We start from the raw sequence: 25,510 nt of genomic DNA, 5'->3' as shown, positions 1-25,510 counted from the left end.
CCCGGCCGGACCGTGATCCGCGCCCTGCCCTGCCCCGGGAGTGTTCCCCGCCCCGTCCGGACCCCACCGGCCACCGGCCCCACCGCTTTCCTCCGCCCTTCGGACCCCGCCGGGGCCGTCGTGTCAGCCCCGCTTGTTACGGTCCCTGATCCTCTCCGCCACCCGCAGCCGTACGGGCGCGGCGCGCCGGTTCTCCTCGATCTCCTCCTCGGTGGCCAGCTCGGCACCGCGGGTGATCAGTTTGAGCCAGGGCTGGTGCTCCTCCGGGATGAACGGCAGCCCCGGCGGGGCGGTGCTGGTCGCCCCGGCGGCGAAGTACTGCTTCACCAGGCGGTCCTCCAGCGACTGGTAGGACATCACGACGATCCGACCGCCGAGCGCGAGGACGTCCAGCGCGCCCGGGATCGCCCGGTCCAGCACCTCCAGCTCGCCGTTGACCTCGATCCGCAGGGCCTGGAACGTCCGCTTGGCCGGGTTCCCGCCGGTGCGGCGGGTCGCCGCCGGGATGGCGTTGCGCACCAACTCGACCAGACGCGCGCTGTTGGTGAACGGTTCCTTCTCCCGCTCCCGCAGGATCACCGAGGCGATCTTCCCGGCGAACCGCTCCTCGCCGTACACCTTGAGGATCCGGGCCAGGTCGCCGTGGCTGTAGGTGTTCAGCACCTCGGCCGCGCTGATCCCCCGGGTCTGGTCCATCCGCATGTCCAGCGGCGCGTCCTGCGCGTACGCGAAGCCGCGGTCCGCCTCGTCCAGCTGCATCGAGGAGACGCCGAGGTCGAACAGGATGCCGTCCACCCGGTCGATGCCCAGCCGCTCCAGCACCTCGGGGATCTCGTCGTAGACCGCGTGCACCAGGGTGGCCCGGTCGCCGAAGCGCGCCAGCCGCTCGCCGGACAGCTTCAGCGCCTGCGGATCGCGGTCCACCGCGACCAGCCGGACCTCCGGGAACTGGGTGAGCAGGGCCTCGCTGTGCCCGCCGAGGCCGAGGGTGGCGTCCACCACCACCGCCCCGGGGCGCGAGATCGCCGGCGCCAGCGCGTCCATGCACCGCTGCAGCATCACCGGAACGTGCTTGGGGCCGGGTTCGTTGCTGGTCATGCGCGGTGGCGCCCTTCCTCGGTGCGGAGCGCCCGACGTCCGGGAGCTGCGGCCATTCTCGCCCACCGGCCCCCGGCAGCACGACGCGGCCCGTGGTCCCCGCCCGCTCGAGGGGAAGGACGCGCCCGCCCGGCACCGGGGAAGGTGCGCCAGGAGAGCACGGAGCGGGTGGAGGCCACGGGCCGCGTCGGTGGAGCCGCACCGGCCGGGAAGGCCCGGTTGACGGGCTCCGGCGGCTGTGCTCGACCGCGCCACGAACTCTATCGCGCGGACCCTGCCAGTCAATGGTCCGCTCCGGCGCACCACCCGGGCGGCGGTACGGATCACCGCAGGTCGCGGCCGTTGGGGTGGGCTGCGGGCGGCCACGTCCGGGGGCCTTCGCGGGCCGCCGCGCGCCCCCGCCCGGACCCCGCTCGCGACCCCCGCGGGGACCAGCCCGGACAAACCCTCCCGTTGTGGCTATGCGCTCGGTCACAGCCTCGGGTTCTGTAGCTCTTCCCCCCTCCGCAACCCCGCGGATCGCACTAACGTCACCCCCATGACAGTGACCCCTGACCGGCCCACGCCGCACGCCGCCGCTGCCAATCCCGCCGCACCCACCATCATCGACCGCTTCGTGGGCGCCAACCGCGAGTACGCGGTGACCTTCCAGGACGGCGGCATGGACGCCCGCCCGGTCCAGAAGATCGCCGTGGTGGCCTGCATGGACGCCCGCCTCGACCTGTTCGCCGCGCTCGGCCTCGAACTCGGCGACGCGCACGTCATCCGCAACGCCGGCGGCGTCGTCACCGACGACACCATCCGCTCCCTGACCATCAGCCAGCGCGCCCTGGGCACCCGCTCGATCGCGCTGATCCACCACACCGGCTGCGGCCTGCTCGGCCTCACCGAGGACTTCCGCCGCGAACTGGAGGCGGAGGTCGGCCAGCGCCCGCAGTGGGCGGTGGAGGCCTTCGTCGACCTGGACGGCGACGTCCGCCAGTCCATGCAGCGGGTGCGCACCTCTCCCTTCCTCCTCCACACCGACGACGTCCGCGGCTTCGTCTTCGACGTCCACACCGGACTGCTGCGCGAGATCCACTAGCGAGCGCCCCCGCCCCGGGCATCCCGGGGCATCCCGGGCACCTCCGTCCGCACCGAACCCTGGGGTGACTTCCGGCCACCCCAGGGGGGAGAATGCGCCTGCCGGTCGGACCCCGAACCACCTGGGGCCGGCGCGGCCGCAGGCCACCCACGGCGCCGGATTCCACCCTCGGAACCGCCCTCGGGCCGGCCGCGTCCAGCAGGGGTGGGGTCCGGCCTCGGGGTGAGGCGGGACAGGGTGTCAGGGAGCGTAAACGGGTGACGAGCTACAACGATCAGGCCGGTCTCGGCGGTCCTGCGGGGGGCCAGGGGACGGACGGGTACCACCGGGTCGGGCTTCCCGAACTCGCCGCCGTCGTGGACAAGGTCCGCGCCAACATCGAGAGCGTGATCGAGGGCAAGCCGGAGGCCGTCCGGATCGCCCTCACGGTCCTGCTCGCCGAGGGCCACCTCCTGCTGGAGGACGTGCCCGGCGTCGGCAAGACCATGCTGGCCAAGGCGCTCGCCCGCTCGGTCGACTGCACCGTGCGCCGCATCCAGTTCACGCCCGACCTGCTGCCGTCCGACGTGACCGGCACCAACATCTACGACCAGCACCAGCGCGACTTCGAGTTCCGCCCTGGCGCCATCTTCGCCCAGATCGTGGTCGGCGACGAGATCAACCGCGCCTCGCCGAAGACCCAGTCCGCGCTGCTGGAGTCGATGGCCGAGCGCCAGGTCACCATCGACGGCACCAGCTACGAGCTGCCCTCGCCGTTCATGGTCGTGGCCACCCAGAACCCGGTCGAGATGGAGGGCACCTACCCGCTGCCCGAGGCCCAGCGCGACCGCTTCATGGCCCGGATCTCGATCGGCTACCCCAGCCCCGAGGCCGAGTTCGCGATGCTGGACGTGCACGGCGGCGCCGACCCGCTGGCGGACCTGCAGCCGGTCGCGCACGCCTCCGACATCCTCAAGCTGATCGACCTCGTCCGCTCCGTGCACATCGCCGACCCGGTCCGCCGCTACGCCGTCGACCTGGTCGGCGCCACCCGCACCAGCCACGAGCTGCGCCTGGGCGCCTCGCCCCGCGCCACCCTGCACCTGGTCCGGGCCGCCCGCGCCGCCGCCGCGCTGGACGGCCGCGACTACGTCATCCCGGACGACCTGCAGCGCATGGCCGTCCCGGTCCTCGCGCACCGCCTGATGCCGACCGCCGAGACCCAGCTGAACCGCCGCACCACCGAGCAGATCGTGGCCGAGCTGGTCTCCCGGGTGCCGCTGCCGCGCCCGCAGGGCGGCCCGGCCGTCCGGAGGGGCTGAGGTGACGGCATCCGACCAGGCCTCGGGGCTACGGGCCGGAATCCGCGGCCTGACCACCCGGGGCCGTTCCTTCCTGGCCGCCGGGCTCACCGCGATGGCCTGCTCCTACGTGCTCGGCCAGGACGCCCTGCTGCGCGTCGGCGTGCTGCTCGCCGTGCTGCCGGTGGTCGCCGTGCTGGTGGTCGCCAACACCCGCTACCGGGTGGCCAGCGGGCGCCGGCTCAGCCCGCACCGGGCCGTCGCCGGCCAGGAGGCCCGGGTCCACCTGCGGATCGACAACGTCTCGCGGGTGCCCACCGGCGTGCTGCTGCTGGAGGACAAGGTCCCGTACGTGCTCGGGCCGCGCCCGCGCTTCGTCCTGGACCGGGTCGAGCCGCACGGCTTCCGCGAGGTGTCCTACCGGGTCCGCTCCGACCTGCGCGGCCGCTACCCGCTCGGCCCGCTGCACCTGCGGCTGACCGACCCGTTCGGGATGTGCGAGGTCAGCCGCGCCTTCGCCGCCCACGACGTGCTCACCGTCGTCCCCCAGGCCCAGGCCCTGCCGCACGTGCGGATCAGCGGCGAGTGGGCCGGCCAGGGCGAGAGCCGCAGCCGCACCCTGGCGCTGGCCGGCGACGACGACGTGATCCTGCGCGAGTACCGGCCGGGCGACGACCTGCGCCGGGTGCACTGGAAGTCCACCGCCCGCTACGGCGAGCTGATGGTGCGCCGCGAGGAGCAGCCGCAGAAGGCCCGCGCCACCGTCCTGCTGGACACCCGGGAGATCGCCCACCGGGGCAGCGGCCCCGCCTCCTCCTTCGAGTGGGCGGTGAGCTGCGCCGCCTCCGTCGCCACGCACCTGCTGCACCGCGGCTACCAGACCCAGCTGCTCACCGACACCGGCCACTGGGTGCCCGGCCCGGACAGCGGAAGCCACCAGCCCGCCGAGATCTCCGGACTGATCCTGGACGCCCTCGCGGTCGCCGACCTGTCGGACGGCGGCGGGCTCTCCCGCGCCGAGGAGCCGCTGCGGGCCACCGGCGAGGGCCTGCTGGTCGCCGTCCTCGGCGAGCTGGACGAGACCCAGGCCGCCCGGCTCGCCCGGCTGCGCGGCCGCACCGGCGGGGCGATCGCCGTCCTGCTGGACACCGGCACCTGGACCGGTCTGCGGATGCTCGCCCCGCACACCGGCGGCGACGAGTTCCGCGCCCGGGCCCGCCAGCTGAGCGAGGCCGGCTGGACCGTCCTGCCCGTGCGGGCCGGCGACTCCCTGCCCGACCTCTGGCAGCGCGTCGACGGCGCCAAGACGACCGCCCACCATCGAGAAGGGGCCGGCGCGTGACCACCCGGGCCAAACTGACCGTCTACTCGGCGCTGGCCACCGCCCTCGCCTCGCTGTGCCTGCTCCCGCTGCTGACCACCCGCAGCTGGCTCACCTTCAGCCTGCTGGTGATCGCCGTGCTCGCGGCCGCCGGCGCCGGCCTGCGCCGCTCCCCGCTGTTCCGGTGGAGCGTGCCGATCGCCCAGCTGCTGGTCCTGCTGCTGCTCCTGCTGATCGGCTTCGGCGGCGGGTTCGTGCCCGGGCCGACGACCATGCGCCACCTCAGCAACACCTTCTCGGACGGCGTCTACGACATCGGGCAGTACGCGATGCCGGCGCCGCCCACGGCCGGCCTGCGGCTGATCCTGGTCTCCTCGGTCGGCCTGATCGCCATCGTGGTGGACACCCTCGCGGTCACCTACCGGCGCGCGGCGCTGGCCGGGCTGCCGCTGCTGGCGCTGTACTCGGTCGGCAACGGGCTGGCCAAGGACCGCGGCAGCTGGATCTGGTTCGCCCTGGCCGCGCTCGGCTACCTCGTCCTGCTGTTCGCCGAGGGCCAGGACCGCGCCACCCGCTGGGGCAAGGTCTTCCGCGGCCCGCAGGGCGTCGGCGGCGCCACCTCGGTGAGCCCGGGCGGCCGGCAGGTCGGCGTGCTCGCGCTGGCGGTGGCCCTGCTGCTGCCCGTCCTGATCCCGCAGGTCGGCGCCGGCCTGCTGGGCTCCGGCTCCGGCGGGTCGTCCTCCGGGAGCGGCAACGGCACCGGCGGCGGCACCGCGAGCAGCCTCGACCCGATGGTCAGCCTGGAAGCGGCGATCACCAAGCCCAACGACACCGTGCTGTTCACGTACAGCATGGACAGCGCCCAGGCCGACCAGACCTACCTGCGCACCGGCTCGCTCGACCAGTTCGACGGCACCAGTTGGAAGCTCAGCAGCACCACGGTCAACGACCTGCCGACCAACCTGCCCAACCCCGAGGGCCTGCGGGACTCCATGGTCCCCCGGATCGAGAGCGACTTCCGGGTCGGCGACAAGCTGGGCGGCAAGAGCTGGCTGCCGATGCCGTACCCGGCCTCGTCCGTCCAGGTCCCCAACCGGAGCGAGTGGAAGCTCGACCCGCTGACCCGCACCGTCGTGCCGGTCGGCGACAACGCGATCCGCGACCTGAACTACCACGTCACCTCGTACGACCTGCGCCCCACCGCCAACGAGCTGCGCACCGCGGCGCTCCCGCCGCAGGACATCCGGGACCGCTACACCGCGCTGCCGGACGGCCTCCCTCCGGTGGTCGCCGAGCAGGCCAAGGCGATCACCGCCGACGCGCACAACGACTACGACCGGGCGACGGCGCTGGTGCGGTACTTCACCAGCCCGCAGTTCACGTACGACACCTCGATCTCCGGCGGCACCGGCAACGACGCCATCGCGGTCTTCCTGCGCGACCGCAAGGGCTTCTGCGTGCACTTCGCCTCCAGCATGGCGGCGATGGCCCGCACCCTGAAGATCCCGGCCCGGGTCGCGGTCGGCTTCACCCCCGGCGACACCAAGGGCGGCGGCGTCTACTCGGTGAGCGGCAAGATGTACCACGCCTGGCCCGAGCTGTACTTCTCCGGCTACGGCTGGCTGCGCTTCGAGCCGACGCCGAGCCGCGGCGTCGCGCCCAAGTACACCGAGACGTCCAGCACCCCGACCACCGCGCCGACCGCGGCGCCGACCACGGCCGCGCCGACCGCCGGTGCCACGCCGACGCCGAGCGCCAGCAAGGCCTGCGGCGGCAAGCAGCAGCAGCTGGGCGACTGCGGCGGGCAGACCAAGACCGTCACCCACACCGCCGACGAGTCCTGGCTGCCGTCCTGGCAGCTGCTGGTCACCCTCGCCGCGGTGCTGCTGGTGATCGTCCTGCTGCTCGTCCCGATGCTCTGGCGGGGCGCCCTGCGCCGGCGCCGGCTCGGCGGCGGCGGGCGGCGCCGCCCCGGCGGCGACGGTCCGGCGGAGCTCACCGACGCCCAGGTGCTGGCCGCCTGGCAGGAGCTGGTCGACTCGGCCTGGGACCTCGGGCTGCCGCCGGACGAGTCGCGCACCCCGCGGGCGACCGCCCGCCGGATCAGCGACGCCTCGCGGCTGGACCCGGACACGGCGGCGGCCACCGGCCGGGTGGCGCTGGCCACCGAGCGGGCGCTCTACGCGCCGTCCGGTCAGGTCACCACCGCGCCGCTGACGGCCGACGTCCGGGCCGTCCAGCAGGTCCTGCGGGCCAACGCCGGCCGGGGCAGGCGACTGCGCGCGCTGCTGCTGCCGCCGTCCTCGGTGCAGCTGTGGTGGCGGGCCTCCGACGCGGTGCGGGCGGGCCGGGCCGCGCTCGGCGCCCGCGCCGAGCGGGTCTCGGCGGCCGTCCTCGGACCGGTGCGGCGGGCGTTCACCCGGCGCCCGAAGCCCTGAGCACCGGGGCCCCGGAGCACGCGTCTCCGGGGCCCCCGGCCGGGGAACAGCGAAACGCCGGGGCGGGCAGTCGGATCGACTGCCCGCCCCGGCGTTTCGAGGCTTCGGTGGGCGGTGGGCTCAGAACCCGCCGGTCTGCTCGTCCCGGCGGCGCTGCCAGCGCTGCTCCACCCGGTCCATCATCCCGGCCTTGCGGCGCGGCGCGGCGGCCGGACGGGGGCCGGAGCTCTGGCCCGCGGGCCCGCGCCGCCAACCGGTCACGGCGAACACCGCACAGCCGAGCATCACCAGGAAGCCCACGACGCTGACCCAGATCTGGTCCGGGACGACCATGCCGCCCATCAGCAGGCCGATGCCCACCACGAAGCCGGCGACGGCCAGGTAGACCCGCCGACGGGTGTAGGTGCGCAGCCCGGATCCTTCGAGCGCCGACGCGAATTTGGGATCTTCGGCATACAGCGCTCGCTCCATCTGGTCGAGCAGTCGCTGCTCGTGCTCCGAGAGCGGCACGGAGTCCTCCTACTCGTCGGTCGCGGGTGCGACCGGTCCGCCACCCCGGTCGGGGCGGCCAGTCCAAATCAGCCTTGGGGCACGTGGTCGGACGCCTGTGCGGGGGCCCGGCCCGTGTCAGCCATATGCCCCACGCGTCCGGCGGTCATGCTTTCCGGCTTTACCCAGATCATACGGTCCACGAGCCGGTTCCGGAGTGGTCTGCGCCGCGTGGGACGGGCCACTTCGGCCGGTCGGGGCCGCACCCGGCTCAACGCCGTGCGAGCCGGACAAGTGCCCGAACGGGTGGAATCGGCCCGGACCTGGGGAGCTTCACGAACGGGCCACGGCGCGACCCGAAGCGGGCGCAGGGCGTCCGGAAGGCGTCCGCGCGGCGAACCGCCGCCGGACGGGGTGCGAACCGTACGGCGGCGGACGGCCGGGACAGCGGCGGGCGGGGGGTTCCGCGGCGGTTTCAGGCCAGGGTGGCCAGCAGGTGCAGCTGGGTGGCGACGGCGTGGAACGCGGGCTGGGCGGCGGCCGCCTCCTCCAGCTTCAGCAGCGCCTCCATGGCGCCCGGCTCGGTGTCCACCAGCACGCCGGGAACGAGGTCGGCGAAGACCCGGACACCGTGCACCGACTCCACCCGCAGGCCCGCGGCCTCGGCCAGCCGGCCCAGTTCCTCGCCGGTGAAGCGGCGCGGCATCGGGTCCTGCTCGCCCCAGCGGCCGTCCGTGGCGGAGAGCACGGTGCGGGCCTCGGTGAAGTGCCCGGCCAGCGCGCGGGCCAGCACGGCGCCGTTGCGGTTGGCGGCCAGCAGGCTGACGAACCCGCCCGGGCGCAGGGCGGCGGCCAGGCTGCCGAGCGCCTCGGCCGGGTCGTCGACGACCTCCAGCACGCCGTGGCAGAGCACCGCGTCCACGCTGCCCGGGTCGACCACCTCGGGCAGCGTCTGGGTGTCGCCCTGGACGGCCCGGACGAGGTCGGTCACCCCGGCCTCGGCGGCCCGGCGCTCCAGCGCGAACAGCGCGTCCGGGCTCGGGTCGACCACGGTCACCCGGTGGCCGAGCTTGGCCACGGGCACGGCGAAGTTGCCGGTGCCGCCACCGGTGTCGACCACGTCGAGCACCGGCCGGTCCAGCTCGGCCGCCCGCTTCTCCAGGGCTGCCCGCACCACCTCCCACACCACGGCGGTACGCAGGGAACTGCGGGGACGCGTCGGGTACACGGTCGGGCTCCTTGGCACGTGGAGTTCGATCAGAACGCCTCCACCTTAGACCGGGTCGTCACACGCTCGGCCCACCCCCGCTCGGGTCACCGGCGTCCAGCGGCAGCCGGGGCGCGGGCGGGGCCGCGCGCAGGCCGAGCAGCCGCTCGACCAGCCGCAGGAACAGGGCGGAGTTGCGGATCAGGTCGTCGGCGTCGCGGGCGGAGGCCGCGCCCCGGATCCCGGCCTCGGCGGCGGCCCGGCGGCGGGCGCCGGCGCCGTAGTACACCGCCCACTCGGCGAGTTCGGGGGCCACCTCGGGCAGCACCTCCCAGGCGCTGCGGATCGCCTTGCGCCGGCGCGGGTTCTTCTCCGGCCGGCCGCGCACCGCCAGGACGGCCGCCACCGTGCGCAGCGCGGCCAGGTGCGCGGTGGCGTAGCGCTCCAGCGGGTCCTCCAGGGCCCGGGCCCGGGCGAGGGTGCGGTGCGCGTCGGTGAGCAGGTCGAGGGCTGCGGGCGGCGCGGCGATCCGGCGCAGCACGGGGTGGACGTCGCCGCCGGCGGGGCGCGGGCCCCGGTCGTACGGCAGGGCGGCGGAGTGGAGGCGGGCGGTGACGGGCTCAGGACGGCTGATGGTCATGGTCTCCCCCGTTCCGAGGCAGCGCGCGGACCGGGCGGCCCGTGCTCCTCCATCGTGAACGGGACCACTGACAACGCGGTCCTGACGGTGCTTCGGGCAGCATTCCGGCGGCGGGCGCGAACCGTTCCCCCGCTCCGCGCCGCCGCCGTGTGCCCCGCTCCGCCGTCCCCCCGCGGGCGGCGGAGCGAACTCCCCCCGGGTCGGCCGGTCTCCCCCCGGCCCGCTCCGCCGCCCCGTGCCGGCGGTGCGGGGCCCGTGACCGGCGCCCTCGACGGACCTCCGCCGCCGTCCGCCGGCCGTCGCGGCCGGGGACGGACGGGTCCGCCACCCCCGGGCGGTCGGACGCCCGACGCGCCGGCCTCCCGGGTGCCACCACTCTCCCGTCCCGGCGGGTGCGCGGGCATCCGCTCCGCTACTCAACCCCGGATCTGAGTACCCGTACTCAGATCCGCCCCGACCGGCCGACCGCCCCGGGAACCACCGCGACCTGCGCGGACGTCCCGGTCGGCGGGCCGGTACGGTACGGCCGGGGTCCGAACCATGGGAGTGCGATGACGATCGTGCCGCTGATCTTCACCAGCGGGCTGGCCAGCGGCATCAACGCGTACGCGGTGGTGCTGCTGCTCGGGCTGCTGGGCCGCTTCGCCGGCGCGGAGTCGGTGCCGCCCGCGCTGGAGCGCACGGACGTGCTGGTCGCCGCGGCGCTGCTGTTCCTGCTGGAGGCGGTGGCCGACAAGATCCCGTACGTGGACAGCGTCTGGGACCTGGTGCACACCGTGATCCGGCCGGTCGCCGGCGCCACCGTGGGCGTGCTGATGGCGAGCCACGACCCGGGGTCGCTCGGCGAGGTCGCCGCCGGCGCGGTGGGCGGCACCACGGCGCTGGTCACCCACCTGGTGAAGGCCTCGCTGCGGATGGCCGTCAACACCTCGCCCGAGCCGGCCAGCAACATCGCGGTCAGCCTGCTGGAGGACCTGTCGGTGGGCGGCCTGGTCACCCTGGCGATCTTCCACCCGTGGCCGGCCGCCTCGATCGCCGCCGTGCTGCTGGCCGCCGGCCTGCTGCTGGTGTGGCTGGCCGTCTCCCGGATCCGGGCCTTCCGGGCCCGCCGCCGCGAGCGCCGGGCCGCCCGGGCGCAGGCCCACGTCTGACGGCGATCTAGGATCGGGTGCCATGGCAGAGATCGTCGTCATCGGTGCAGGAATGAGCGGGCTCGCGGCGGCCTCCCGGCTGGCGACCCTCGGCCACCGGGTGACGGTCTGCGAGGCGAGCGGCACGTACGGCGGCATGGTCGGCCGGTACGAGCGCGACGGCTTCGCCTTCGACACCGGCCCCGGCCTGCTCACCCTGCCCGCCGTCTACCGCGACCTCGCGCTGAAGACCGGCAAGGAGCCGCTGGAGCAGCTGGTCGAGCTGACGCCCGTCGACCCGGAGAGCCGGCACCTGTTCCCGGACGGCACCGACCTGACCCTGCCCAACGCCTCGCGCGGCGGCGTCAGCCAGGCCCTGGACGCCGCCTTCGGCGCCGGCTCGGGCGCCCGCTGGAGCGCGGTGATGAACCACGGCCGCACGGTCTGGGAGGCCACCCGGCGCCCGCTGCTGGAGGAGCCGCTGCCGTCCGAGCACGGCGTGCTGACCCCGGCCGACCGCGCGGTGTTCGACACCGACCCGTACCCCGTCCCGCCGCGCACCGGCCTGGCCCGGCTGCGCAGGCCGGTCCGCTGGACGCTCGACACCGTGGCGCACCGGCAGCTCGGCGGCCATCCGGGCCTGACCGCGCTGCTGGGCGAGCCCGCGCTGCGGTACGGCCTGACCGCCGGGCAGGCCCCGGCCGGGGCCGCCGTGCTGGCGTACATGGAGCAGTCCTTCGGCGTCTGGTACGTCCGGGGCGGGCTGCGGGCGCTGGCGGACGCGGTGTACCGGCGCTGCGAGCTGCGCAAGGTCGCGTTCCGCTTCGACACGCCCGTCACCCGGGTGGTCGTCGAGGACGGCCGGGCCCGCGGCGTCGAGACGGCGGACGGCCGGATCGCCGCGGACGTGGTGATCTCCGCGATGGACACGGACGCGCTGTTCCGCCAGGGCATCGCCGACTGGCCGGGGGTTCCGCCCCGGGAGTGGGAGCCGGTCGAGGTGCCCGGCCGGTTCAGCGTGCTGCTGGCCCTGCGCGGCGGCCGGCCGGCCGGCACCGTGCACCGGACGGTCGTGCACGCCGCGGACCCGGCCGCCGAGGCGAACGCGCTCACCCTCAGTGAGCCGCCCTGCGAGCGCCCGACCGTCCAGGTGCTGCGCCCGGACGACCCGACGCTGCGCCCGGACGACGCGCACGAGAGCGTGGTGCTGACCGCGACCGTCCCGGCCCAGGACGAGGTCGACTGGACGGCCCCCGGCTTCGCCGACCACTACGCCGACCGGCTGCTCGCCCACGTCGACGCGGCCGGTCTCGGCCTGCGCGAGCGGGTGCTGTGGCGGGTGGTGCGCACCCCGGAGGACACCCGGCGGGAGACCGGCGCGCTGTTCGGTGCCGTCGCCCAGCCGGTGCTCGCCGGCTCCGTCGCGCCGTCCTCGGGCCTGAAGGCGGCCAACGAGTCGCCCGTCCCGGGCCTCTACCTGGTCGGCGGCGGCGCCCACCCGGGCGGTGGACTGGCCCGGGTCGGCATGTCGGCCTGCATCACGGCCGGCCTGATCGGCCCGGCGTGACGGGCGGGCCGGCTCAGCCCTGCTGCCAGGTGTTCTGCTGCTGGTAGCCGTAGTGCTGGTGCTGGTCGTAGCCCGGCTGCTGCGGGACGGCCTGCTGCGGGACGGCCTGCTGGGGCTGCCACTGCTGCTGGGCACTCTGGTCCCACCCCTGCGGCTGGGCCTGCCACTGCTGCTGGTCGTAGCCCGCCTGGTAGGCGCCGGCGTACGGGTCCTGCTGCTGGTGCTGGAGGTCCTGGTGCTGCTGCGGGTAGCCGCCGTACGCCTGGTCGTAGGAGGCGTAGGCCGGCTGCTGCTGGGTCTGCCACTGCTGCTGGTCGTAGCCCGCCTGGTAGGCGCCGGCGTACGGGTCCTGCTGCTGGTGCTGGAAGTCCTGGTGCTGCCCGGCCTGGTGCTGGAAGTCCTGGTGCTGCCCGGCCTGGTGCTGCCCGGCCTGGGGCTGGGCCTCCGGCTGCTGCTCGTAGTAGCCGGGCGCGTAGACGCCGTCCTCGGCGAGGCCCTGCGGCTCGAAGGCGGCCGTCCGCTCGACCTCCGGGACGTCCTGCGCGACCTCGTCCGGGGCCGCCTCCTCCACCGAGCCGACCTCGCCGACCCGCTCCTCGGCGGCCGCGGCCGCCGCGGCGACGGCGGCGCCGCCGGTCAGGGCGCCGAGCAGGGGCACCTTGGCGAGCGGACCGGGCAGGCTGCCGTCCGCCTTCCGCAGGGACCAGCCGGCCTGGTAGCCGCGCTTGACCGAGAGGGTGACGAAGGTCTGGCCGACCGCGAACAGGACGGCCCCGGCACCGATCACCACGACCGAGCCGAGCGTCATGCCGGCAGCGACGCCGAGGAAGCCGGCCAGCGCGAGGAGGCGCCAGTGCAGCGGCGCCCGGTTCTGCAGCAGCACCTCGGCGACCAGCCAGAGCGCCACCACCGCCAACGCGACGTACAGCAGCAGGTATCCGATGCCCATCCGCCCGCTACCTCCAGTCGCGTGCCCGCGCGCGCCGCGCGTGTGCGGCGACTGTACCGGTTCAACGGCCGAGGTACCGCATCGCGTTCCCTCCGCCCCGGGCCCCGGCCGCACACGACCGAGCCCGTCACCGTCCGGACGGTGACAGGCTCGTGAACGGGCGCGTGAACGGGCACGAACGCCCCGCTCAGCGCACGTGCAGGCCGAGGTTCTGGTAGATCTCCAGCGTCGCGGTGGAGTGGTTGAGCGTGATGAAGTGCAGGCCGGGCGCGCCCTCGGCGAGCAGCCGCTCGGCCATCGCGGTGGCGTGCTCCATGCCGACCGCCCGCAGCGCCGCCGGGTCGTCGATGGCCGCGCGCAGCCGGGCCTCCAGCTCGGCCGGGAAGGCCGAGCCGCTGAGCTGCGGGAAGCGCTCCAGCTGCTTGGCGTTGGTGACCGGCATGATCTCCGGGATGATCGGCGCCTCGCAGCCGGCCGCCGCGACCCGGTCGCGCAGCCGCAGGTAGTCGTCGACCTCGAAGAACATCTGGGTGATGGCGTAGTCCGCGCCGGCCCGGATCTTCCCGACGAAGTGCCGGATGTCCTCGTCCCAGTCGGTGGAGCGCGGGTGCATGTTCGGCGAGGCGGCGACGCCCACGCAGAAGTCGCCGATCCCCTTGATCAGCTCGACCAGCTCGTACGCGTAGGTGACGCCCTCGGGGTGCCGGACCCACTCGCCCATCGGGTCGCCGGGCGGGTCGCCGCGGACGGCCAGGACGTTGCGCACGCCCTGGTCGGCGTACTGGCCGATGATGTTGCGCAGTTCGGCGATCGAGTGGTCCACGGCGGTCAGGTGGGCGACCGGGGTCAGCGTCGTCTCGGTGGCGATGCGGCCGACCATGTTGACGGTGCGCTCGCGCGAGGAGCCGCCGGCGCCGTACGTCATGCAGACGAAGTTCGGGTCGAGCGGTTCGAGGCGGCGGATGGCGTCCCAGAGCTTCTGCTCGCCCACCTCGGTGCGGGGCGGCATGAACTCGAACGAGAAGGACCGCTTGCCGGCCGCCAGCAGCTCGCGGACCGTCAGTGCGCGGTCCGTCCGGGTGGAAGCGATACCGAGTGCCATGCTGACAGGCTATCGGCCGGGTTCGGGCGGCCGACAACCCGGTCCCACCTGGTGAGACGGTCGATGGGCGGTATTCCGGCTATGTCCGGCCATGGCCGGTACGGCCCCGGCGCCGGCTCGCACGGATGTTCCCAGCCGCCCCGCTACGCTTGCTGCACCCGAGTGAATCAGCGGAGCCCCATCGTGACCTCGTCCAGCAACCGGCCGGCCAACCCCATCGACGTGGAGGACGTCCGTACCCGCGTCAACGACGCCCTCGCCGGGTTCATGGACGGCCAGGCCGCGCTGCTCGACAAGATCTCGCCGCAGCTGGCGCCCGCCACCGAGGCGCTGCGCGACTTCCTGCTGGACGGCGGCAAGCGGCTGCGCCCCGCCTTCTGTTACTGGGGCTGGCGCGCCGCGGGCGGCCCGGCGGCCGGCGACGGGATCGCCCACGCGGCGGCCGCGCTGGAGCTGCTGCAGGCCAGCGCCCTGGTGCACGACGACCTGATGGACCGCAGCGACACCCGCCGCGGCCTGCCCTCCGTGCACCGCCGCTTCGAGGCGCTGCACCGGGACAGCGGCTGGCGCGGCGACCGCGAGCAGTACGGCGCCTCGGCCGCGGTGCTGCTCGGCGACCTGCTGCTGATCTGGTGCGACGAGCTGTTCCTGCGCTCGGGCCTGGAGCCGGCCGCCGTGCTGGCCGCCAAGCCGGTGTTCGACCTGATGCGCACCGAGGTCATGGTCGGCCAGTACCTGGACGTGCTGGAGCCGGTGGCCGGCGACTCGGCCGACGACGGCGCGCTGGAGCGCGCGCAGACCGTGCTGCACTACAAGTCGGCGAAGTACACCATCGAGCGCCCCCTGCAGGTCGGCGCCCTGCTGGCCGGCGCCGGACCGGAGCTGGTCGAGGCGCTCGGCGCGTTCGGGCTGCCGCTGGGCGAGGCCTTCCAGCTGCGGGACGACCTGCTCGGCGTCTTCGGGGACCCGGCGGTCACCGGCAAGCCCGCCGGGGACGACCTGCGCGAGGGCAAGCGCACCCTGCTGGTCGCGCACGCGATGCGCGGCCTGTCGCCCGACGAGGCCCGGCACCTGGACCGCCGGCTCGGCGCGCCGGACCTGGCCGCGGCCGAGGTCGTCGAGCTGCGCGAGCTGGTCGCCCGCAGCGGCGCGCCCGAGCGCGTGGAGCAGCGGATCGCCGAACTGATGCGGCACGCGCTGGCCGCGCTGGCGGCGGCGCCGCTGGCGGACGAGCGGGCCCGCGAGGTGCTGCTGGCGCTGGCCGAGGCCGCCACCGTCCGCAAGTACTGAGTCCGTACGTACTGGAGTCCGTACGGGCGGACGGCGACGGCGCCCGGTCATTCGGCGTCGTTCGGCGTCGTTCGGCTCAGACCGCCGCGCGCACCCGGCGGGCGAGCTCGGCGGCGGCCGCCCGCGGGTCGTCCGCCGCGGTGATCGCCCGGACCACCACGATCCGGCGGGCGCCGGCCGCCAGCACCTCGTCGAGGTTGCCGAGGTCGATCCCGCCGATCGCGAACCACGGCCGGCCGGTGGGCTGCTTCGCGGCGTACCCGACCAGGCCGAGGCCCGGCGCGTGGCGGCCCGGCTTGGTCGGGGTCGGCCAGACCGGGCCGGTGCAGAAGTAGTCCACGCCCGGCTCGGCGATCGCCGCGTCCACCTCGGACTCGGCGTGGCAGGAGCGCCCGATCAGGACGTCCTCGCCGAGGATCGCCCGGGCGGCCGGCACCGGCAGGTCGTCCTGGCCCAGGTGCAGCACGTCCGGCCGGGCCGCGTGGGCGACGTCGGCGCGGTCGTTGACGGCCAGCAGCTTGCCGTGCCGGCGGCAGGCGTCGGCGAAGACCTCCAGCGCCGCCAGCTCCTGCTTCGCCTCCAGGCCCTTGTCGCGGAGCTGGACGATGTCCACCCCGCCGGCCAGCGCCTCGTCGAGGAACTCGGCCAGGTCGCCCTGCGCGCGACGGGCGTCGGTGCACAGGTAGAGCCGGGCGTCCGCCAGGCGGGCGCGGCGGTCGGTCGTCACAGCGCCATGGCCTGGGCGCGGCGCTTGACCTCGGTCGCGCGGTTCTCCCACAGGGCCTGCACCGGGGTGCCGGGCAGCGACGCGTCCTCGGTGAACATCCACGCGATGATCTCGTCGTCGCTGAAGCCGCTGTCCCGCAGCACGGTCAGCAGGCCGACCAGGTGCTTGACCGGGCCGTCCTCGTCGATGAACGCCGCCGGGACCTGCAGCGACTTGTTGGGACCGCGGCGGACCGCGATCAGGTCACCCTTCTTGACCATGTTGCGGACCTCGGTGACCAGCACACCCCACCGCTCGGAGATGTCGGGCAGGTACAGCCACTCGGGGACCAGGGCGTCAGTCTTGGCATCGATCTCACTCACGGCACCAGACTGCCACCTCCACGGGGCCCCGCGCACCAAGGGCCCGGTCACGAGCACCCGTGAGGTCAGCGCACCGCCGCCTTGAGCGGCACTTCCGGGTCGGCCGCGCGGGCCGGGTCCAGCGCCGTGCCGCGCTCGATCAGCTTCCGCCCCTGGGTGAGGTCGCGCGGCCGGTCCACGGTCAGCAGCGCGCTCGGCACGCCGTCGCGCAGCCAGAGCACCGCCCAGGAGGCGTCCTGCGGGCTGCCGCGCCACACCAGCCGGTCGCCCTCGGCGTGCCGGCCGGCGTACTGCACCATCCGCCCGAACTGCTCGGACCAGAAGTACGGCACCGGGTCGTACGCGGGCGCGTCCGCGCCGAGCACCGCGGCGGCGGCCGCCTCGCCGGACTGCAGGGCGTGGTCCCAGTGCTGGACGGCCAGCCGGCCGCCGGCCCGGGCCGAGGGGTAGCTGACGCAGTCCCCGACCGCGAGGACGCCGGGCAGGTTGGTGCGCAGCCGCCCGTCCACGACGACGGCGCCGGTCGCGTCCAGCTCGACGCCGGAGCCGGCCAGCCAGCCGGTCGCGGGCCGGGCGCCGATGCCGACCACCACCTCGTCGGCGGCCAGGTGCGAGCCGTCCGCCAGCCGCACCGCGCCCGGCTCCACCGCCTCGACCCCGACGCCGCAGCGCAGCCCGATCCCGGCCTCCGCGTACCAGGCGGCCATCGCCGAGCCCACCTCGACCGGCAGCGCGCCCGGCAGCGGCGCCGGGCCGGCCTCCACCACGGTCACCTCGCAGCCGGCCTGCCGCGCGGCCGTCGCCACCTCGGCGCCGATCCAGCCCGCGCCGACCAGCACCAGCCGGCGGCCGGGGCGCAGCAGCGCGCGCAGCGCCAGGGCGTCGTCCAGGGTGTGCAGCAGGTGGGCCCGGTCGGCGCCGGGCAGGGCGCGCGGGACGGCGCCGGTGGCGATCACCAGCGCGTCGTACGGCAGCTCGCCGGCGTCGGTGTGCAGCACGCCGGGGGCCAGGCCGGTGGCACGGCGGCCGAGCAGCAGCTCGACGCCGAGCTCGTCGTAGTCGATGTCCAGGGTGGTGGCGTCGGCCTTGCCGAGGAGCACGTCCTTGGAGAGCGGCGGCCGGTCGTACGGCGCGCGCGGCTCCTCGCCGACCAGCACGATCCGCCCCCGCCAGCCGCCCTGCCGCAGCTTCAGGGCGCACTGCGCCCCGGCCAGCCCGGCTCCGACGACGACGACCACCTGGTCCGTTCCGCTCAGCTCTGCCACGCCCGTCACTGTACTCAGGGCCCTTCACGGCCCCGCCGGCCGCCCTGCGTACGGCCCTTCGGCCGCACCGACCCCCGGCGTTAAGGTGGTGGCACACACGGGAGCCCGGCGAACCGGGCTGAGAGGCGGGCTGGCACGGCCCGCGACCGTCCGAACCTGATCCGGGTCATACCGGCGAAGGGAGCAGAGCAGCTTTGTCACGCTTGCCATCGGGCGCCCGCGCCGACGTGCTGGTGATCGGCGGGGGCATCATCGGCCTCGCCGTCGCCTGGCGCGCCGCGCAGCGCGGCACGGGGACCGTGATCGTGGTCGACCCCTCCCCCGGGGGCGGGGCGGCCGCCGTCGCGGCCGGAATGCTCGCCCCGGTCACCGAGCTGCAGTACGGCGAGGAGCCGCTGCTGCGCCTCGGCACGGCCTCGAACGAGCGGTACGCGGCCTTCGCCGCCGAGCTCACCGAGGCGAGCGGCGGCGCGGAGACCGGCTACCGCCGCTGCGGCACGGTCGCCGTCGCGCTGGACTCCGACGACCGCGAGGAACTGCGCGAACTGCACGCCTTCCACCAGCGGCTCGGCCTGGACTCGACCTGGCTGAGCGGCCGGGAGGCCCGCAAGCTGGAACCGATGCTCGCCCCCGGCGTGCGCGGCGGCCTGCACGTCGCGGACGACCACCAGGTCGATCCCCGGCGGCTGCTCACCGCGCTGGTCGCCGCCTGCGAGCGGACGGACGTGCTGCTGCACCGCACCGAGGCCGTCGAGCTGCTGGTCGAGGACGGCCGCGCGGTCGGCGCCCGGCTCCGCACCGGGGAGACGGTGCGCGCCGACCAGGTCGTGCTCGCCGCCGGCCCGCACAGCCACCGGCTGCCCGGCCTGCCCGAGGGCGTGCTGCCCGCGATCCGCCCGGTGAAGGGGCAGGTGCTGCGGCTGCGGATACCGGACGCCTACCGGCCGTTCCTCTCCCGCAACGTGCGCGCCGTGGTGCGCGGCCGGCACATCTACCTCGTCCCGCGCGAGAACGGCGAGCTGGTGGTCGGCGCGACCACCGAGGAGCAGGGCTACGACACCACCGTCACCGCCGGCGGCGTGTACGAACTCCTGCGCGACGCGCATGAGTTGGTCCCGGGGATCACCGAACTCCCACTGCTGGAGACCTCGGCCGGGCTGCGCCCGGGCTCGCCGGACAACGCCCCGCTACTGGGCCCGACCTCGCTGCCCGGCCTGGTCGCCACCACCGGCCACTACCGCAACGGCGTGCTGCTCACCCCGGTGACCGCCGACCTGCTCGCCGACTACCTGACCACCGGCGAAGTCCCGGAGCTGGCAAGGCCGTTCACGCCCGCCCGGTTCGCCCAGGACCACCCCGTCACGAAGGCCTCCGCATGACCGAGATCGCCCTGACCGTCAACGGCGAGCCCCGCCGGCTGCCCGCCACGACCACCCTCGCCGAGCTGGTGGCCACCGTGAGCGCCGCCAACACCGGCGTCGCCGCCGCGCTCAACGAGGCCGTGGTGCCGCGCAGTTCGTGGTCCGAGACGACGCTCAGCGGCGGCGACCGGATCGAGATCCTCACCGCCGTCCAGGGAGGCTGACCATGGCCGACGACCTGCTGACCATCGCCCGGACGACCTTCTCCTCCCGGCTGATCATGGGCACCGGCGGCGCCCCCAGCCTGGAGGTCCTGGAGCGGGCGCTGCTCGCCTCCGGCACCGAGCTGACCACGGTGGCGATGCGCCGGGTGAACGCCGGCACCCAGGGCTCCGTGCTGGACGTGCTGACCCGCAACGGCATCCGGGTGCTGCCCAACACGGCCGGCTGCTTCACCGCCGGGGAGGCCGTGCTGACCGCCCGGCTGGCCCGCGAGGCGCTCGGCACCGACTGGGTGAAGCTGGAGGTGATCGCCGACGAGCGGACCCTGCTGCCCGACCCGATCGAGCTGCTGGACGCCGCCGAGACGCTCGTCGACGACGGCTTCACCGTGCTCCCGTACACCAACGACGACCCGGTGCTGGCCCGCAAGCTGGAGGACGTCGGCTGCGCGGCGATCATGCCGCTGGGCTCGCCGATCGGCTCCGGCCTGGGCATCCGCAACCCGCACAACTTCCAGCTGATCGTGGAGAGCGCGGGCGTCCCGGTCATCCTGGACGCGGGCGCCGGCACCGCCTCCGACGTGGCGCTGGCGATGGAGCTGGGCTGCTCGGCGGTGATGCTCGCCTCCGCGGTGACCCGGGCCCAGGACCCGGTGCTGATGGCCGAGGCGATGCGGCACGCCGCCGAGGCCGGGCGCCTGGCGCACCGGGCCGGCCGCATCCCGCGCCGCTTCCACGCCGAGGCCTCCTCCGCGATGGCCGGCCGGGCCGACCTGGACACCCGCGAGCACCCGGCCTTCTAGGGCTCCTGTCGGCCATGTCACAAGCCGGTCCCGGAGCAGTGTGCGCCGGGACCGGCGGTCCGGGACCGCCACTAGACTCCCCCGGGTGGACATGGCATCGCACGACCCGCTGACCGGTACCCTGCTCGACGGCCGGTACCGGGTCGAGCAGCGCATCGCGACCGGCGGGATGGCCACCGTCTACCGGGGCACCGACACCCGGCTCGACCGGGTCGTCGCGCTCAAGGTGATGCACCCGCAGCTGGCCGGCGACGAGGGGTTCACCGCCCGCTTCATCCGCGAGGCCAAGGCCGTCGCCCGGCTCACCCACCCCAACGTGGTCAACGTCTTCGACCAGGGCGCGGACGGCGGAAACGTTTTCCTCGCCATGGAGTACGTCCCCGGCCGCACCCTGCGCGACCTGCTGCGCGACCGCGGCGCGCTGTCGGTGCGGGCCGCGCTGGACGTCCTGGAGCCGGTGCTCGCCGCGCTCGGCGCCGCCCACCGGGCCGGGCTGGTGCACCGGGACGTCAAGCCGGAGAACGTGCTGATCACCGAGAGCGGCCTGGTCAAGGTCGCCGACTTCGGCCTGGTCCGGGTGCTGGGCAGCGCGGACGGCGCCCCCACCTCGGCCACCACCGCGACCGGCGCCACCGTCCTCGGCACCGTCTCCTACCTGGCCCCCGAGCAGATCCTCCCGGACGCGCCCACCGACCAGCGGGTCGACGTCTACGCGGCCGGCATCCTGCTGTACGAGATGCTCACCGGCCGCCGCCCGCACACCGGCGACAACCCCGTCCAGGTCATGTACAAGCACCTGCACGAGGACGTCCCCGCCCCCTCGCTGGTCGCCCCCGCCGTCGCCCCGGCGCTGGACGCGATAGTGGCCGGCGCCTGCTCCCGCAGCCCCGAGGCCCGCCCGTACGACGCGGTCGAGCTGCTCGCCGCACTGCAGCGGGTGCGCCGCGGCCTCACCCCGGCGGAGCTGGACGCCGAACCGCCCGCCTCCACCCGGCCCAGCCCGCGCTACCCGACCAGCGAGCCGACCTCGGTGATCCAGCCGCTGCCCCGGCCCGCCGACGCCCCGCCGACCGAGCGCACCAGCGTGCTGGACGTGCCGCCGGAGCTGATGGACCAGCTGCTCGCCGAGCCGCGCCCGTACGACGAGCCGGCCCCGGCCCGGGTGCGCCGACCGGGCCGGCCGCGCCGCCTCCCCCGCAAGCCGCTGATCTGGGCCTCCGTGCTGACCGCCCTGGTGCTGGCGGTCGGCGGCGCCACGTACGGGCTGACCCAGGGCCTGTACGGGCCGGTGCCCGGCGTGCTCGGCAAGGACCGCGCCGAGGCGCAGCGCCTGCTCGACGACGAGGGCATGCACGGGAAGTTCGTCGAGGTGTACAGCGAGTCCGTGCCAGCCGGGCAGGTGATCTCCAGCGACCCCGGGGTGGGCACGCGCACCCGCCGCAGCGACACCGTGACGGTCACCGTCTCCAAGGGCCCCAAGCGGATCGCGGTGCCGGACCTCGTCGGCAAGCCCGCCGACCAGGCCGCCGCCGCGCTGACCGGCGTCCAGCTGACCAGGGGCACGGTCACCGAGACCTACAACGACGCCGTGGCCGAGGGCGCGGTGATCAGCAGCTCGCCGGCCGCCGGGCAGCAGCTGCCGGAGAACACCGCGGTGTCGCTGGTGGTGAGCAAGGGCATGGTGCCCGTCCCGGACGTGACCGGGATGAGCAAGGAGGACGCGCAGAAGGCGCTCCAGGCGGCCGGCTTCACGATGCAGACCAGCGGGGTGAACCTGTTCGGCACCGGCAAGGTGTCCGGCCAGTCCCCGGCGGCCGGCGAGCGGCGCCCGCAGCGGTCCGTCGTGACGGTCAACTTCCCGTTCATCTAGAGCGGTTCGACAGAAGGACGCGGTTCAGCGCAGCGGTCCGTCCCCGGGCTCCTCCTGGTGGGAGTAGCGCTGCTGGCGCCACGGGTCGGCGAGGTTGTGGTAGCCGCGCTCCTCCCAGAAACCGCGCCGGTCGGCCCGCATGTACTCGACCGCGCGGACCCACTTGGGGCCCTTCCAGGCGTACAGCCGGGGGACGACCAGCCGCACCGGGAAGCCGTGCTCGGCGGTCAGCGGCTCGCCGTTGCGGTGGGTGGCGAGCAGGGTGCGCTCGTCGGCGAAGTCCGCCAGCCGCAGGTTGGCGCTGTAGCCGTACTCGGCCCAGACCATCACGTGGGTGACGCCCGGTGCCGGGGGCGCGAGGTCGAGCAGGGCGGCGGCAGGCACGCCCGTCCACTCGTTGCCGAGCACGGAGAACTTGGTGACGCAGTGCAGGTCGGCGCGGACGGTGGTGCGGGGCAGGGCGTTGAAGGCGGCGAAGTCCCAGCTGTGCTTCTCGGCCGAGGCGGTGGCGCCGAACACCTGGAGGTCCCAGGTCAGCCGGTTGAACCGGGGGACGGGTCCGTAGTGCAGGGCGGGCCAGCCGCGCTGCACGCGCTGCCCCGGCGGGAGCTCGGCCTCGGCCTCAGGCCGGCCCGGGTCAGACGGCGGAAGCGGTTCTTGCTCGGACTGACCCATGGCTCCATGGTGACAGACGGCGGGCGGCGCCCCACGCGCGCCCCTTGGCACCGGTTCGCGCCCCGCCCGTACGGGCCAACGGTCGATCGCCCACCCCTCCACTTCCGCACAAATCGGATATTCCGACACATGTCCTAGTGAGTGTGCACTTACTGGAATTTCTTCCCATCACGGTGCCAGGATGCCCAGCGCAGGCCCGACCGCCGGGCACCGCAGGACGTTTACGCAGGGAGGCACCGCCATGCAGGGCGACCCGGAGGTCATCGAGTTCCTCAACGAGCAGCTCACCGCCGAGCTGACCGCCATCAACCAGTACTTCCTGCACGCCAAGATGCAGGAGAACTTCGGCTGGACGAAGCTCGCCAAGTACACCCGGCACGAGTCCTTCGACGAGATGAAGCACGCCGAGACGCTCACCGACCGGATCCTGTTCCTGGAGGGCCTGCCCAACTACCAGCGGCTGTTCCACGTCCGGATCGGCCAGACGGTCAAGGAGATGTTCGAGGCGGACCGCCAGATCGAGGTCGAGGCGATCGACCGGCTCAAGCGCGGGATCGTGGTGATGCGGGCCAAGAACGACGTCACCTCGGCGAACATCTTCGAGGACATCCTGGCCGACGAGGAACACCACATCGACTACCTCGACACCCAGCTGGAACTGCTGGAGAAGCTCGGCGAGGCGCTCTACATCGCCCAGCTGATCGAGCAGCCGGAGTCCTGAGACGGTCCTGAGGCTCAGGCCACCCGGAGCGGCAGCACGGGTGCCACGGCGATCGTGGCGGGAGCCGCCGGGGCCGGTGCGGGGTCGGCCGGCGCGGCCTCGGCCTCCGGATCGGCCAGGCCCAGCTTGGCCGCCAGCCGGGCGGTCGGGCACGGCCGGGCGCCGTGCTCGCCGAGCAGCGCCTGGATCCGCCGGACGCAGGACCCGCAGTCGGTGCCGGCCTTGCAGCCCTTGGCTATCTGGCGGGGGGTGCTGGCACCCCCGTCGATCTCCTGCTTCACCCGGGCCTCGGTGACCGCATGGCACATGCACACGTACATCGCGGTCTCTCCCGGGGTGGAGCGGAGTGGATCTTGACTAAGGCAAGCCTTAGTTCACTGAGCCTCACCTTACCTGGCGAACCGGGTACGAAAAAGCCCCTCCGGCCTCGGCAATCCCGAATCCGGAGGGGCTTTCGTCACAGTCACTCGCCCGCTCGCCTCCAGGAAGCGGCTCGGGGCGGGCATTCGGGGCCCTACTGACCCCGGTACATCTCCGCCACCAGGAACGCCAGGTCCAGCGACTGGCTGCGGTTGAGCCGCGGGTCGCAGGCCGTCTCGTAGCGCTGGTGCAGGTCGTCGACCAGCACCTCGTCGCCGCCGCCGACGCACTCGGTCACGTCGTCGCCGGTCAGCTCCACGTGGATGCCGCCCGGGTGGGTGCCGAGCGCGCGGTGCACCTCGAAGAAGCCCTTGACCTCGTCGAGCACGTCGTCGAAGCGGCGGGTCTTGTGGCCGCTGGAGGCCTCGAAGGTGTTGCCGTGCATCGGGTCGCAGATCCACACCGGCTGGGCGCCGGAGGCGGTGACCTTCTCCACCAGGGTGGGCAGGTGGTCGCGGATCTTGCCCGCGCCCATCCGGGTGATGAAGGTCAGGCGGCCCGGCTCGCGCTCCGGGTCCAGCTTCTCGATCAGGGTCAGCGCGTCGTCCACCGAGGTGGTCGGGCCGAGCTTGACCCCGATCGGGTTGCGGATCTTGGACGCGAACTCGATGTGCGCGTGGTCCAGCTGCCGGGTGCGCTCACCGATCCACACCATGTGGCCGGAGACGTCGTACAGCTCGCCGGTGCGCGAGTCCACGCGGGTCAGCGCGGTCTCGTAGTCCAGGACCAGCGCCTCGTGCGAGGAGAAGAACTCGACCGTCTTGAACTCCTCCGGGGCGACCCCGCAGGCGTTCATGAAGGCCAGGGCGTTGTCGATCTCCCGGGCGAGCTGCTCGTAGCGCTGGCCGGCCGGCGAGTTGCGCACGAAGTCCTGGTTCCAGGCGTGCACCTGGCGCAGGTCGGCGTAGCCACCGGTGGTGAAGGCGCGCACCAGGTTCAGCGTCGCGGCGGACGCGTTGTACATCCGCTTCAGCCGCTCCGGGTCCGGGATGCGGGACTCGGGCGTGAACTCGAAGCCGTTCACCGAGTCGCCGCGGTACACCGGCAGCGTCACGCCGTCGCGGGTCTCGGTCGACTTGGAGCGCGGCTTGGAGTACTGGCCGGCGATCCGGCCGACCTTCACGACCGGCACGGAGGCCGCGTACGTCAGCACGGCGGCCATCTGGAGCAGGGTCTTCAGCTTGTTGCGGATGTGCTCCGCCGAGACGCCGTCGAAGGCCTCGGCGCAGTCGCCGCCCTGGAGCAGGAACGCCTCCCCACGCGCCACGGCTCCGAGCCTGGCGCGCAGCTGGTCGCACTCGCCGGCGAAGACGAGCGGCGGATAGGAGGCGAGCTCCGCAAGGGTCTTGCGCAGAGCCTCTTGGTCCGGCCATTCAGGCTGCTGCGCCGCGGGCAGGGACTGCCAGGAGTGGAGATTTGTCACGGTCACAGCGCCAAGGCTACGGGGTGACGGCGACGATCCGTGCCCTTTGCTCGCTGGGTGAGACACC

24 protein-coding genes and 1 riboswitch are annotated in these 25,510 nt (G+C 74.4%); of the genes, 12 read left to right on the top strand and 12 right to left on the bottom strand.

The window, feature by feature from the left end:
• Nucleotides 1–123: 123 nt before the first annotated feature.
• Nucleotides 124–1,098: a 16S rRNA (cytosine(1402)-N(4))-methyltransferase RsmH gene (gene rsmH, locus AB2U05_RS24590; RefSeq protein ID WP_045692134.1), complete on the bottom strand. Its 975-nt coding sequence runs from the start codon at nucleotides 1,096–1,098 to the stop codon at nucleotides 124–126.
• Nucleotides 1,099–1,636: 538 nt separating this feature from the next.
• Between rsmH and AB2U05_RS24585 the strand changes: the two genes are divergently transcribed.
• The 4 genes from AB2U05_RS24585 to AB2U05_RS24570 all read left to right on the top strand — a co-directional run bounded on the left by AB2U05_RS24585 (nucleotide 1,637) and on the right by AB2U05_RS24570 (nucleotide 7,221).
• On the top strand, nucleotides 1,637–2,182 hold the full coding sequence (locus tag AB2U05_RS24585; protein ID WP_045692135.1) for a carbonic anhydrase: 546 nt from the start codon (nucleotides 1,637–1,639) through the stop codon (nucleotides 2,180–2,182).
• Between the two features lie 356 nt (nucleotides 2,183–2,538).
• Complete coding sequence (locus AB2U05_RS24580; RefSeq protein WP_244178582.1) at nucleotides 2,539–3,483, top strand: MoxR family ATPase; 945 nt, start codon at nucleotides 2,539–2,541, stop codon at nucleotides 3,481–3,483.
• Between the two features lies 1 nt (nucleotide 3,484).
• Complete coding sequence (locus tag AB2U05_RS24575) at nucleotides 3,485–4,804, top strand: DUF58 domain-containing protein (protein WP_045692137.1); 1,320 nt, start codon at nucleotides 3,485–3,487, stop codon at nucleotides 4,802–4,804.
• A complete protein-coding gene (locus tag AB2U05_RS24570; RefSeq protein ID WP_369184272.1) occupies nucleotides 4,801–7,221 on the top strand; it encodes a DUF3488 and DUF4129 domain-containing transglutaminase family protein in 2,421 nt (806 codons plus the stop codon). Before AB2U05_RS24575 ends, AB2U05_RS24570 begins: the two co-directional genes overlap by 4 nt.
• 120 nt (nucleotides 7,222–7,341) lie before the next feature.
• On the opposite strand, the gene AB2U05_RS24565 is transcribed toward AB2U05_RS24570, so the two are convergent.
• The 3 genes from AB2U05_RS24565 to AB2U05_RS24555 form a co-directional block, all read right to left on the bottom strand.
• Nucleotides 7,342–7,731 carry a DUF3040 domain-containing protein gene (locus AB2U05_RS24565; RefSeq protein ID WP_045692139.1) on the bottom strand — a complete coding sequence of 130 codons (390 nt, stop codon included), beginning with the start codon at nucleotides 7,729–7,731 and terminating at the stop codon, nucleotides 7,342–7,344.
• Nucleotides 7,732–8,185: 454 nt separating this feature from the next.
• Entirely contained in the window at nucleotides 8,186–8,938 is a 753-nt protein-coding gene (locus AB2U05_RS24560) for a methyltransferase domain-containing protein (RefSeq protein WP_045692140.1), read from the bottom strand.
• Nucleotides 8,939–8,996: 58 nt separating this feature from the next.
• Complete coding sequence (locus tag AB2U05_RS24555; protein WP_045692141.1) at nucleotides 8,997–9,557, bottom strand: SAV_6107 family HEPN domain-containing protein; 561 nt, start codon at nucleotides 9,555–9,557, stop codon at nucleotides 8,997–8,999.
• Nucleotides 9,558–10,108: 551 nt separating this feature from the next.
• Here AB2U05_RS24555 and AB2U05_RS24550 point away from each other — a divergent pair.
• Together AB2U05_RS24550 and AB2U05_RS24545 are read left to right on the top strand one after the other, a co-directional pair.
• Entirely contained in the window at nucleotides 10,109–10,708 is a 600-nt protein-coding gene (locus AB2U05_RS24550) for a DUF4126 domain-containing protein (protein WP_369184271.1), read from the top strand.
• A 22-nt stretch (nucleotides 10,709–10,730) separates the two neighbouring features.
• A complete protein-coding gene (locus AB2U05_RS24545) occupies nucleotides 10,731–12,254 on the top strand; it encodes an NAD(P)/FAD-dependent oxidoreductase (protein ID WP_045692143.1) in 1,524 nt (507 codons plus the stop codon).
• A gap of 13 nt (nucleotides 12,255–12,267) precedes the next feature.
• Here the strand turns inward: AB2U05_RS24545 and AB2U05_RS24540 are convergent, their stop codons facing one another.
• Complete coding sequence (locus tag AB2U05_RS24540) at nucleotides 12,268–13,203, bottom strand: hypothetical protein (RefSeq protein ID WP_369184270.1); 936 nt, start codon at nucleotides 13,201–13,203, stop codon at nucleotides 12,268–12,270.
• 187 nt (nucleotides 13,204–13,390) lie between these two features.
• Nucleotides 13,391–14,305 carry a methylenetetrahydrofolate reductase [NAD(P)H] gene (metF, locus tag AB2U05_RS24535; RefSeq protein ID WP_045692144.1) on the bottom strand — a complete coding sequence of 305 codons (915 nt, stop codon included), beginning with the start codon at nucleotides 14,303–14,305 and terminating at the stop codon, nucleotides 13,391–13,393.
• A gap of 183 nt (nucleotides 14,306–14,488) precedes the next feature.
• Between metF and AB2U05_RS24530 the strand changes: the two genes are divergently transcribed.
• Nucleotides 14,489–15,595 carry a polyprenyl synthetase family protein gene (locus tag AB2U05_RS24530; protein ID WP_045692145.1) on the top strand — a complete coding sequence of 369 codons (1,107 nt, stop codon included), beginning with the start codon at nucleotides 14,489–14,491 and terminating at the stop codon, nucleotides 15,593–15,595.
• A 76-nt stretch (nucleotides 15,596–15,671) separates the two neighbouring features.
• Here the strand turns inward: AB2U05_RS24530 and thiE are convergent, their stop codons facing one another.
• From thiE to AB2U05_RS24515, 3 genes are all read right to left on the bottom strand, one after another.
• Nucleotides 15,672–16,322, bottom strand: coding sequence for a thiamine phosphate synthase (gene thiE / locus AB2U05_RS24525; protein ID WP_369184269.1), 651 nt, complete (start codon nucleotides 16,320–16,322; stop codon nucleotides 15,672–15,674).
• Entirely contained in the window at nucleotides 16,319–16,684 is a 366-nt protein-coding gene (locus AB2U05_RS24520; protein ID WP_045692147.1) for an Rv2175c family DNA-binding protein, read from the bottom strand. The genes thiE and AB2U05_RS24520 overlap by 4 nt, the downstream gene beginning before the upstream one ends.
• A 65-nt stretch (nucleotides 16,685–16,749) precedes the next feature.
• The gene (locus AB2U05_RS24515) at nucleotides 16,750–17,958 is read right to left on the bottom strand and encodes an NAD(P)/FAD-dependent oxidoreductase (RefSeq protein WP_369184268.1); all 1,209 of its coding nucleotides are present in this window, start codon (nucleotides 17,956–17,958) and stop codon (nucleotides 16,750–16,752) included.
• Between the two features lie 78 nt (nucleotides 17,959–18,036).
• Nucleotides 18,037–18,149, top strand: a riboswitch (TPP riboswitch).
• Nucleotides 18,150–18,152: 3 nt separating this feature from the next.
• Here AB2U05_RS24515 and thiO point away from each other — a divergent pair.
• The 4 genes from thiO to pknB all read left to right on the top strand — a co-directional run bounded on the left by thiO (nucleotide 18,153) and on the right by pknB (nucleotide 22,204).
• Complete coding sequence (gene thiO / locus AB2U05_RS24510; protein WP_369185989.1) at nucleotides 18,153–19,328, top strand: glycine oxidase ThiO; 1,176 nt, start codon at nucleotides 18,153–18,155, stop codon at nucleotides 19,326–19,328.
• A complete protein-coding gene (thiS, locus tag AB2U05_RS24505; RefSeq protein WP_045692150.1) occupies nucleotides 19,325–19,534 on the top strand; it encodes a sulfur carrier protein ThiS in 210 nt (69 codons plus the stop codon). The genes thiO and thiS overlap by 4 nt, the downstream gene beginning before the upstream one ends.
• Before the next feature lie 2 nt (nucleotides 19,535–19,536).
• The gene (locus AB2U05_RS24500; RefSeq protein ID WP_369184267.1) at nucleotides 19,537–20,334 is read left to right on the top strand and encodes a thiazole synthase; all 798 of its coding nucleotides are present in this window, start codon (nucleotides 19,537–19,539) and stop codon (nucleotides 20,332–20,334) included.
• A 91-nt stretch (nucleotides 20,335–20,425) separates the two neighbouring features.
• Nucleotides 20,426–22,204 carry a Stk1 family PASTA domain-containing Ser/Thr kinase gene (gene pknB / locus AB2U05_RS24495; RefSeq protein ID WP_244178583.1) on the top strand — a complete coding sequence of 593 codons (1,779 nt, stop codon included), beginning with the start codon at nucleotides 20,426–20,428 and terminating at the stop codon, nucleotides 22,202–22,204.
• A 24-nt stretch (nucleotides 22,205–22,228) separates the two neighbouring features.
• Here pknB and AB2U05_RS24490 read toward each other — a convergent pair whose 3' ends face one another.
• A complete protein-coding gene (locus tag AB2U05_RS24490; protein WP_369184266.1) occupies nucleotides 22,229–22,879 on the bottom strand; it encodes a sulfite oxidase-like oxidoreductase in 651 nt (216 codons plus the stop codon).
• A 241-nt stretch (nucleotides 22,880–23,120) separates the two neighbouring features.
• Between AB2U05_RS24490 and bfr the strand changes: the two genes are divergently transcribed.
• Nucleotides 23,121–23,600 carry a bacterioferritin gene (bfr, locus tag AB2U05_RS24485; protein ID WP_045692153.1) on the top strand — a complete coding sequence of 160 codons (480 nt, stop codon included), beginning with the start codon at nucleotides 23,121–23,123 and terminating at the stop codon, nucleotides 23,598–23,600.
• Nucleotides 23,601–23,614: 14 nt separating this feature from the next.
• On the opposite strand, the gene AB2U05_RS24480 is transcribed toward bfr, so the two are convergent.
• A complete protein-coding gene (locus AB2U05_RS24480) occupies nucleotides 23,615–23,920 on the bottom strand; it encodes a bacterioferritin-associated ferredoxin (protein WP_045692154.1) in 306 nt (101 codons plus the stop codon).
• Nucleotides 23,921–24,114: 194 nt separating this feature from the next.
• Nucleotides 24,115–25,449 (bottom strand): class II 3-deoxy-7-phosphoheptulonate synthase, encoded by a 1,335-nt coding sequence (locus AB2U05_RS24475; protein ID WP_369184265.1) that lies wholly within the window; start codon nucleotides 25,447–25,449, stop codon nucleotides 24,115–24,117.
• Between the last annotated feature and the right edge of the window lie 61 nt (nucleotides 25,450–25,510).

The organism is Streptomyces sp. Y1 (genome assembly GCF_041053115.1).
Lineage (GTDB): Bacteria > Actinomycetota > Actinomycetes > Streptomycetales > Streptomycetaceae > Kitasatospora > Kitasatospora rubellomurina.
This window is presented reverse-complemented; position numbering and strand designations above follow the sequence as displayed.

Excerpts from the sequence above, each read along its gene's own strand:
- rsmH (WP_045692134.1), bottom strand. The coding sequence starts at position 1,098 with ATGACCAGCAACGAACCCGGCCCCAAGCACGTTCCGGTGATGCTGCAG.
- AB2U05_RS24585 (WP_045692135.1), top strand. The coding sequence starts at position 1,637 with ATGACAGTGACCCCTGACCGGCCCACGCCGCACGCCGCCGCTGCCAAT.
- AB2U05_RS24555 (WP_045692141.1), bottom strand. The coding sequence starts at position 9,557 with ATGACCATCAGCCGTCCTGAGCCCGTCACCGCCCGCCTCCACTCCGCC.
- AB2U05_RS24550 (WP_369184271.1), top strand. The coding sequence starts at position 10,109 with ATGACGATCGTGCCGCTGATCTTCACCAGCGGGCTGGCCAGCGGCATC.
- AB2U05_RS24545 (WP_045692143.1), top strand. The coding sequence starts at position 10,731 with ATGGCAGAGATCGTCGTCATCGGTGCAGGAATGAGCGGGCTCGCGGCG.
- AB2U05_RS24540 (WP_369184270.1), bottom strand. The coding sequence starts at position 13,203 with ATGGGCATCGGATACCTGCTGCTGTACGTCGCGTTGGCGGTGGTGGCG.
- metF (WP_045692144.1), bottom strand. The coding sequence starts at position 14,305 with ATGGCACTCGGTATCGCTTCCACCCGGACGGACCGCGCACTGACGGTC.
- thiS (WP_045692150.1), top strand. The coding sequence starts at position 19,325 with ATGACCGAGATCGCCCTGACCGTCAACGGCGAGCCCCGCCGGCTGCCC.
- AB2U05_RS24500 (WP_369184267.1), top strand. The coding sequence starts at position 19,537 with ATGGCCGACGACCTGCTGACCATCGCCCGGACGACCTTCTCCTCCCGG.
- pknB (WP_244178583.1), top strand. The coding sequence starts at position 20,426 with ATGGCATCGCACGACCCGCTGACCGGTACCCTGCTCGACGGCCGGTAC.
- AB2U05_RS24490 (WP_369184266.1), bottom strand. The coding sequence starts at position 22,879 with ATGGGTCAGTCCGAGCAAGAACCGCTTCCGCCGTCTGACCCGGGCCGG.
- bfr (WP_045692153.1), top strand. The coding sequence starts at position 23,121 with ATGCAGGGCGACCCGGAGGTCATCGAGTTCCTCAACGAGCAGCTCACC.
- AB2U05_RS24480 (WP_045692154.1), bottom strand. The coding sequence starts at position 23,920 with ATGTACGTGTGCATGTGCCATGCGGTCACCGAGGCCCGGGTGAAGCAG.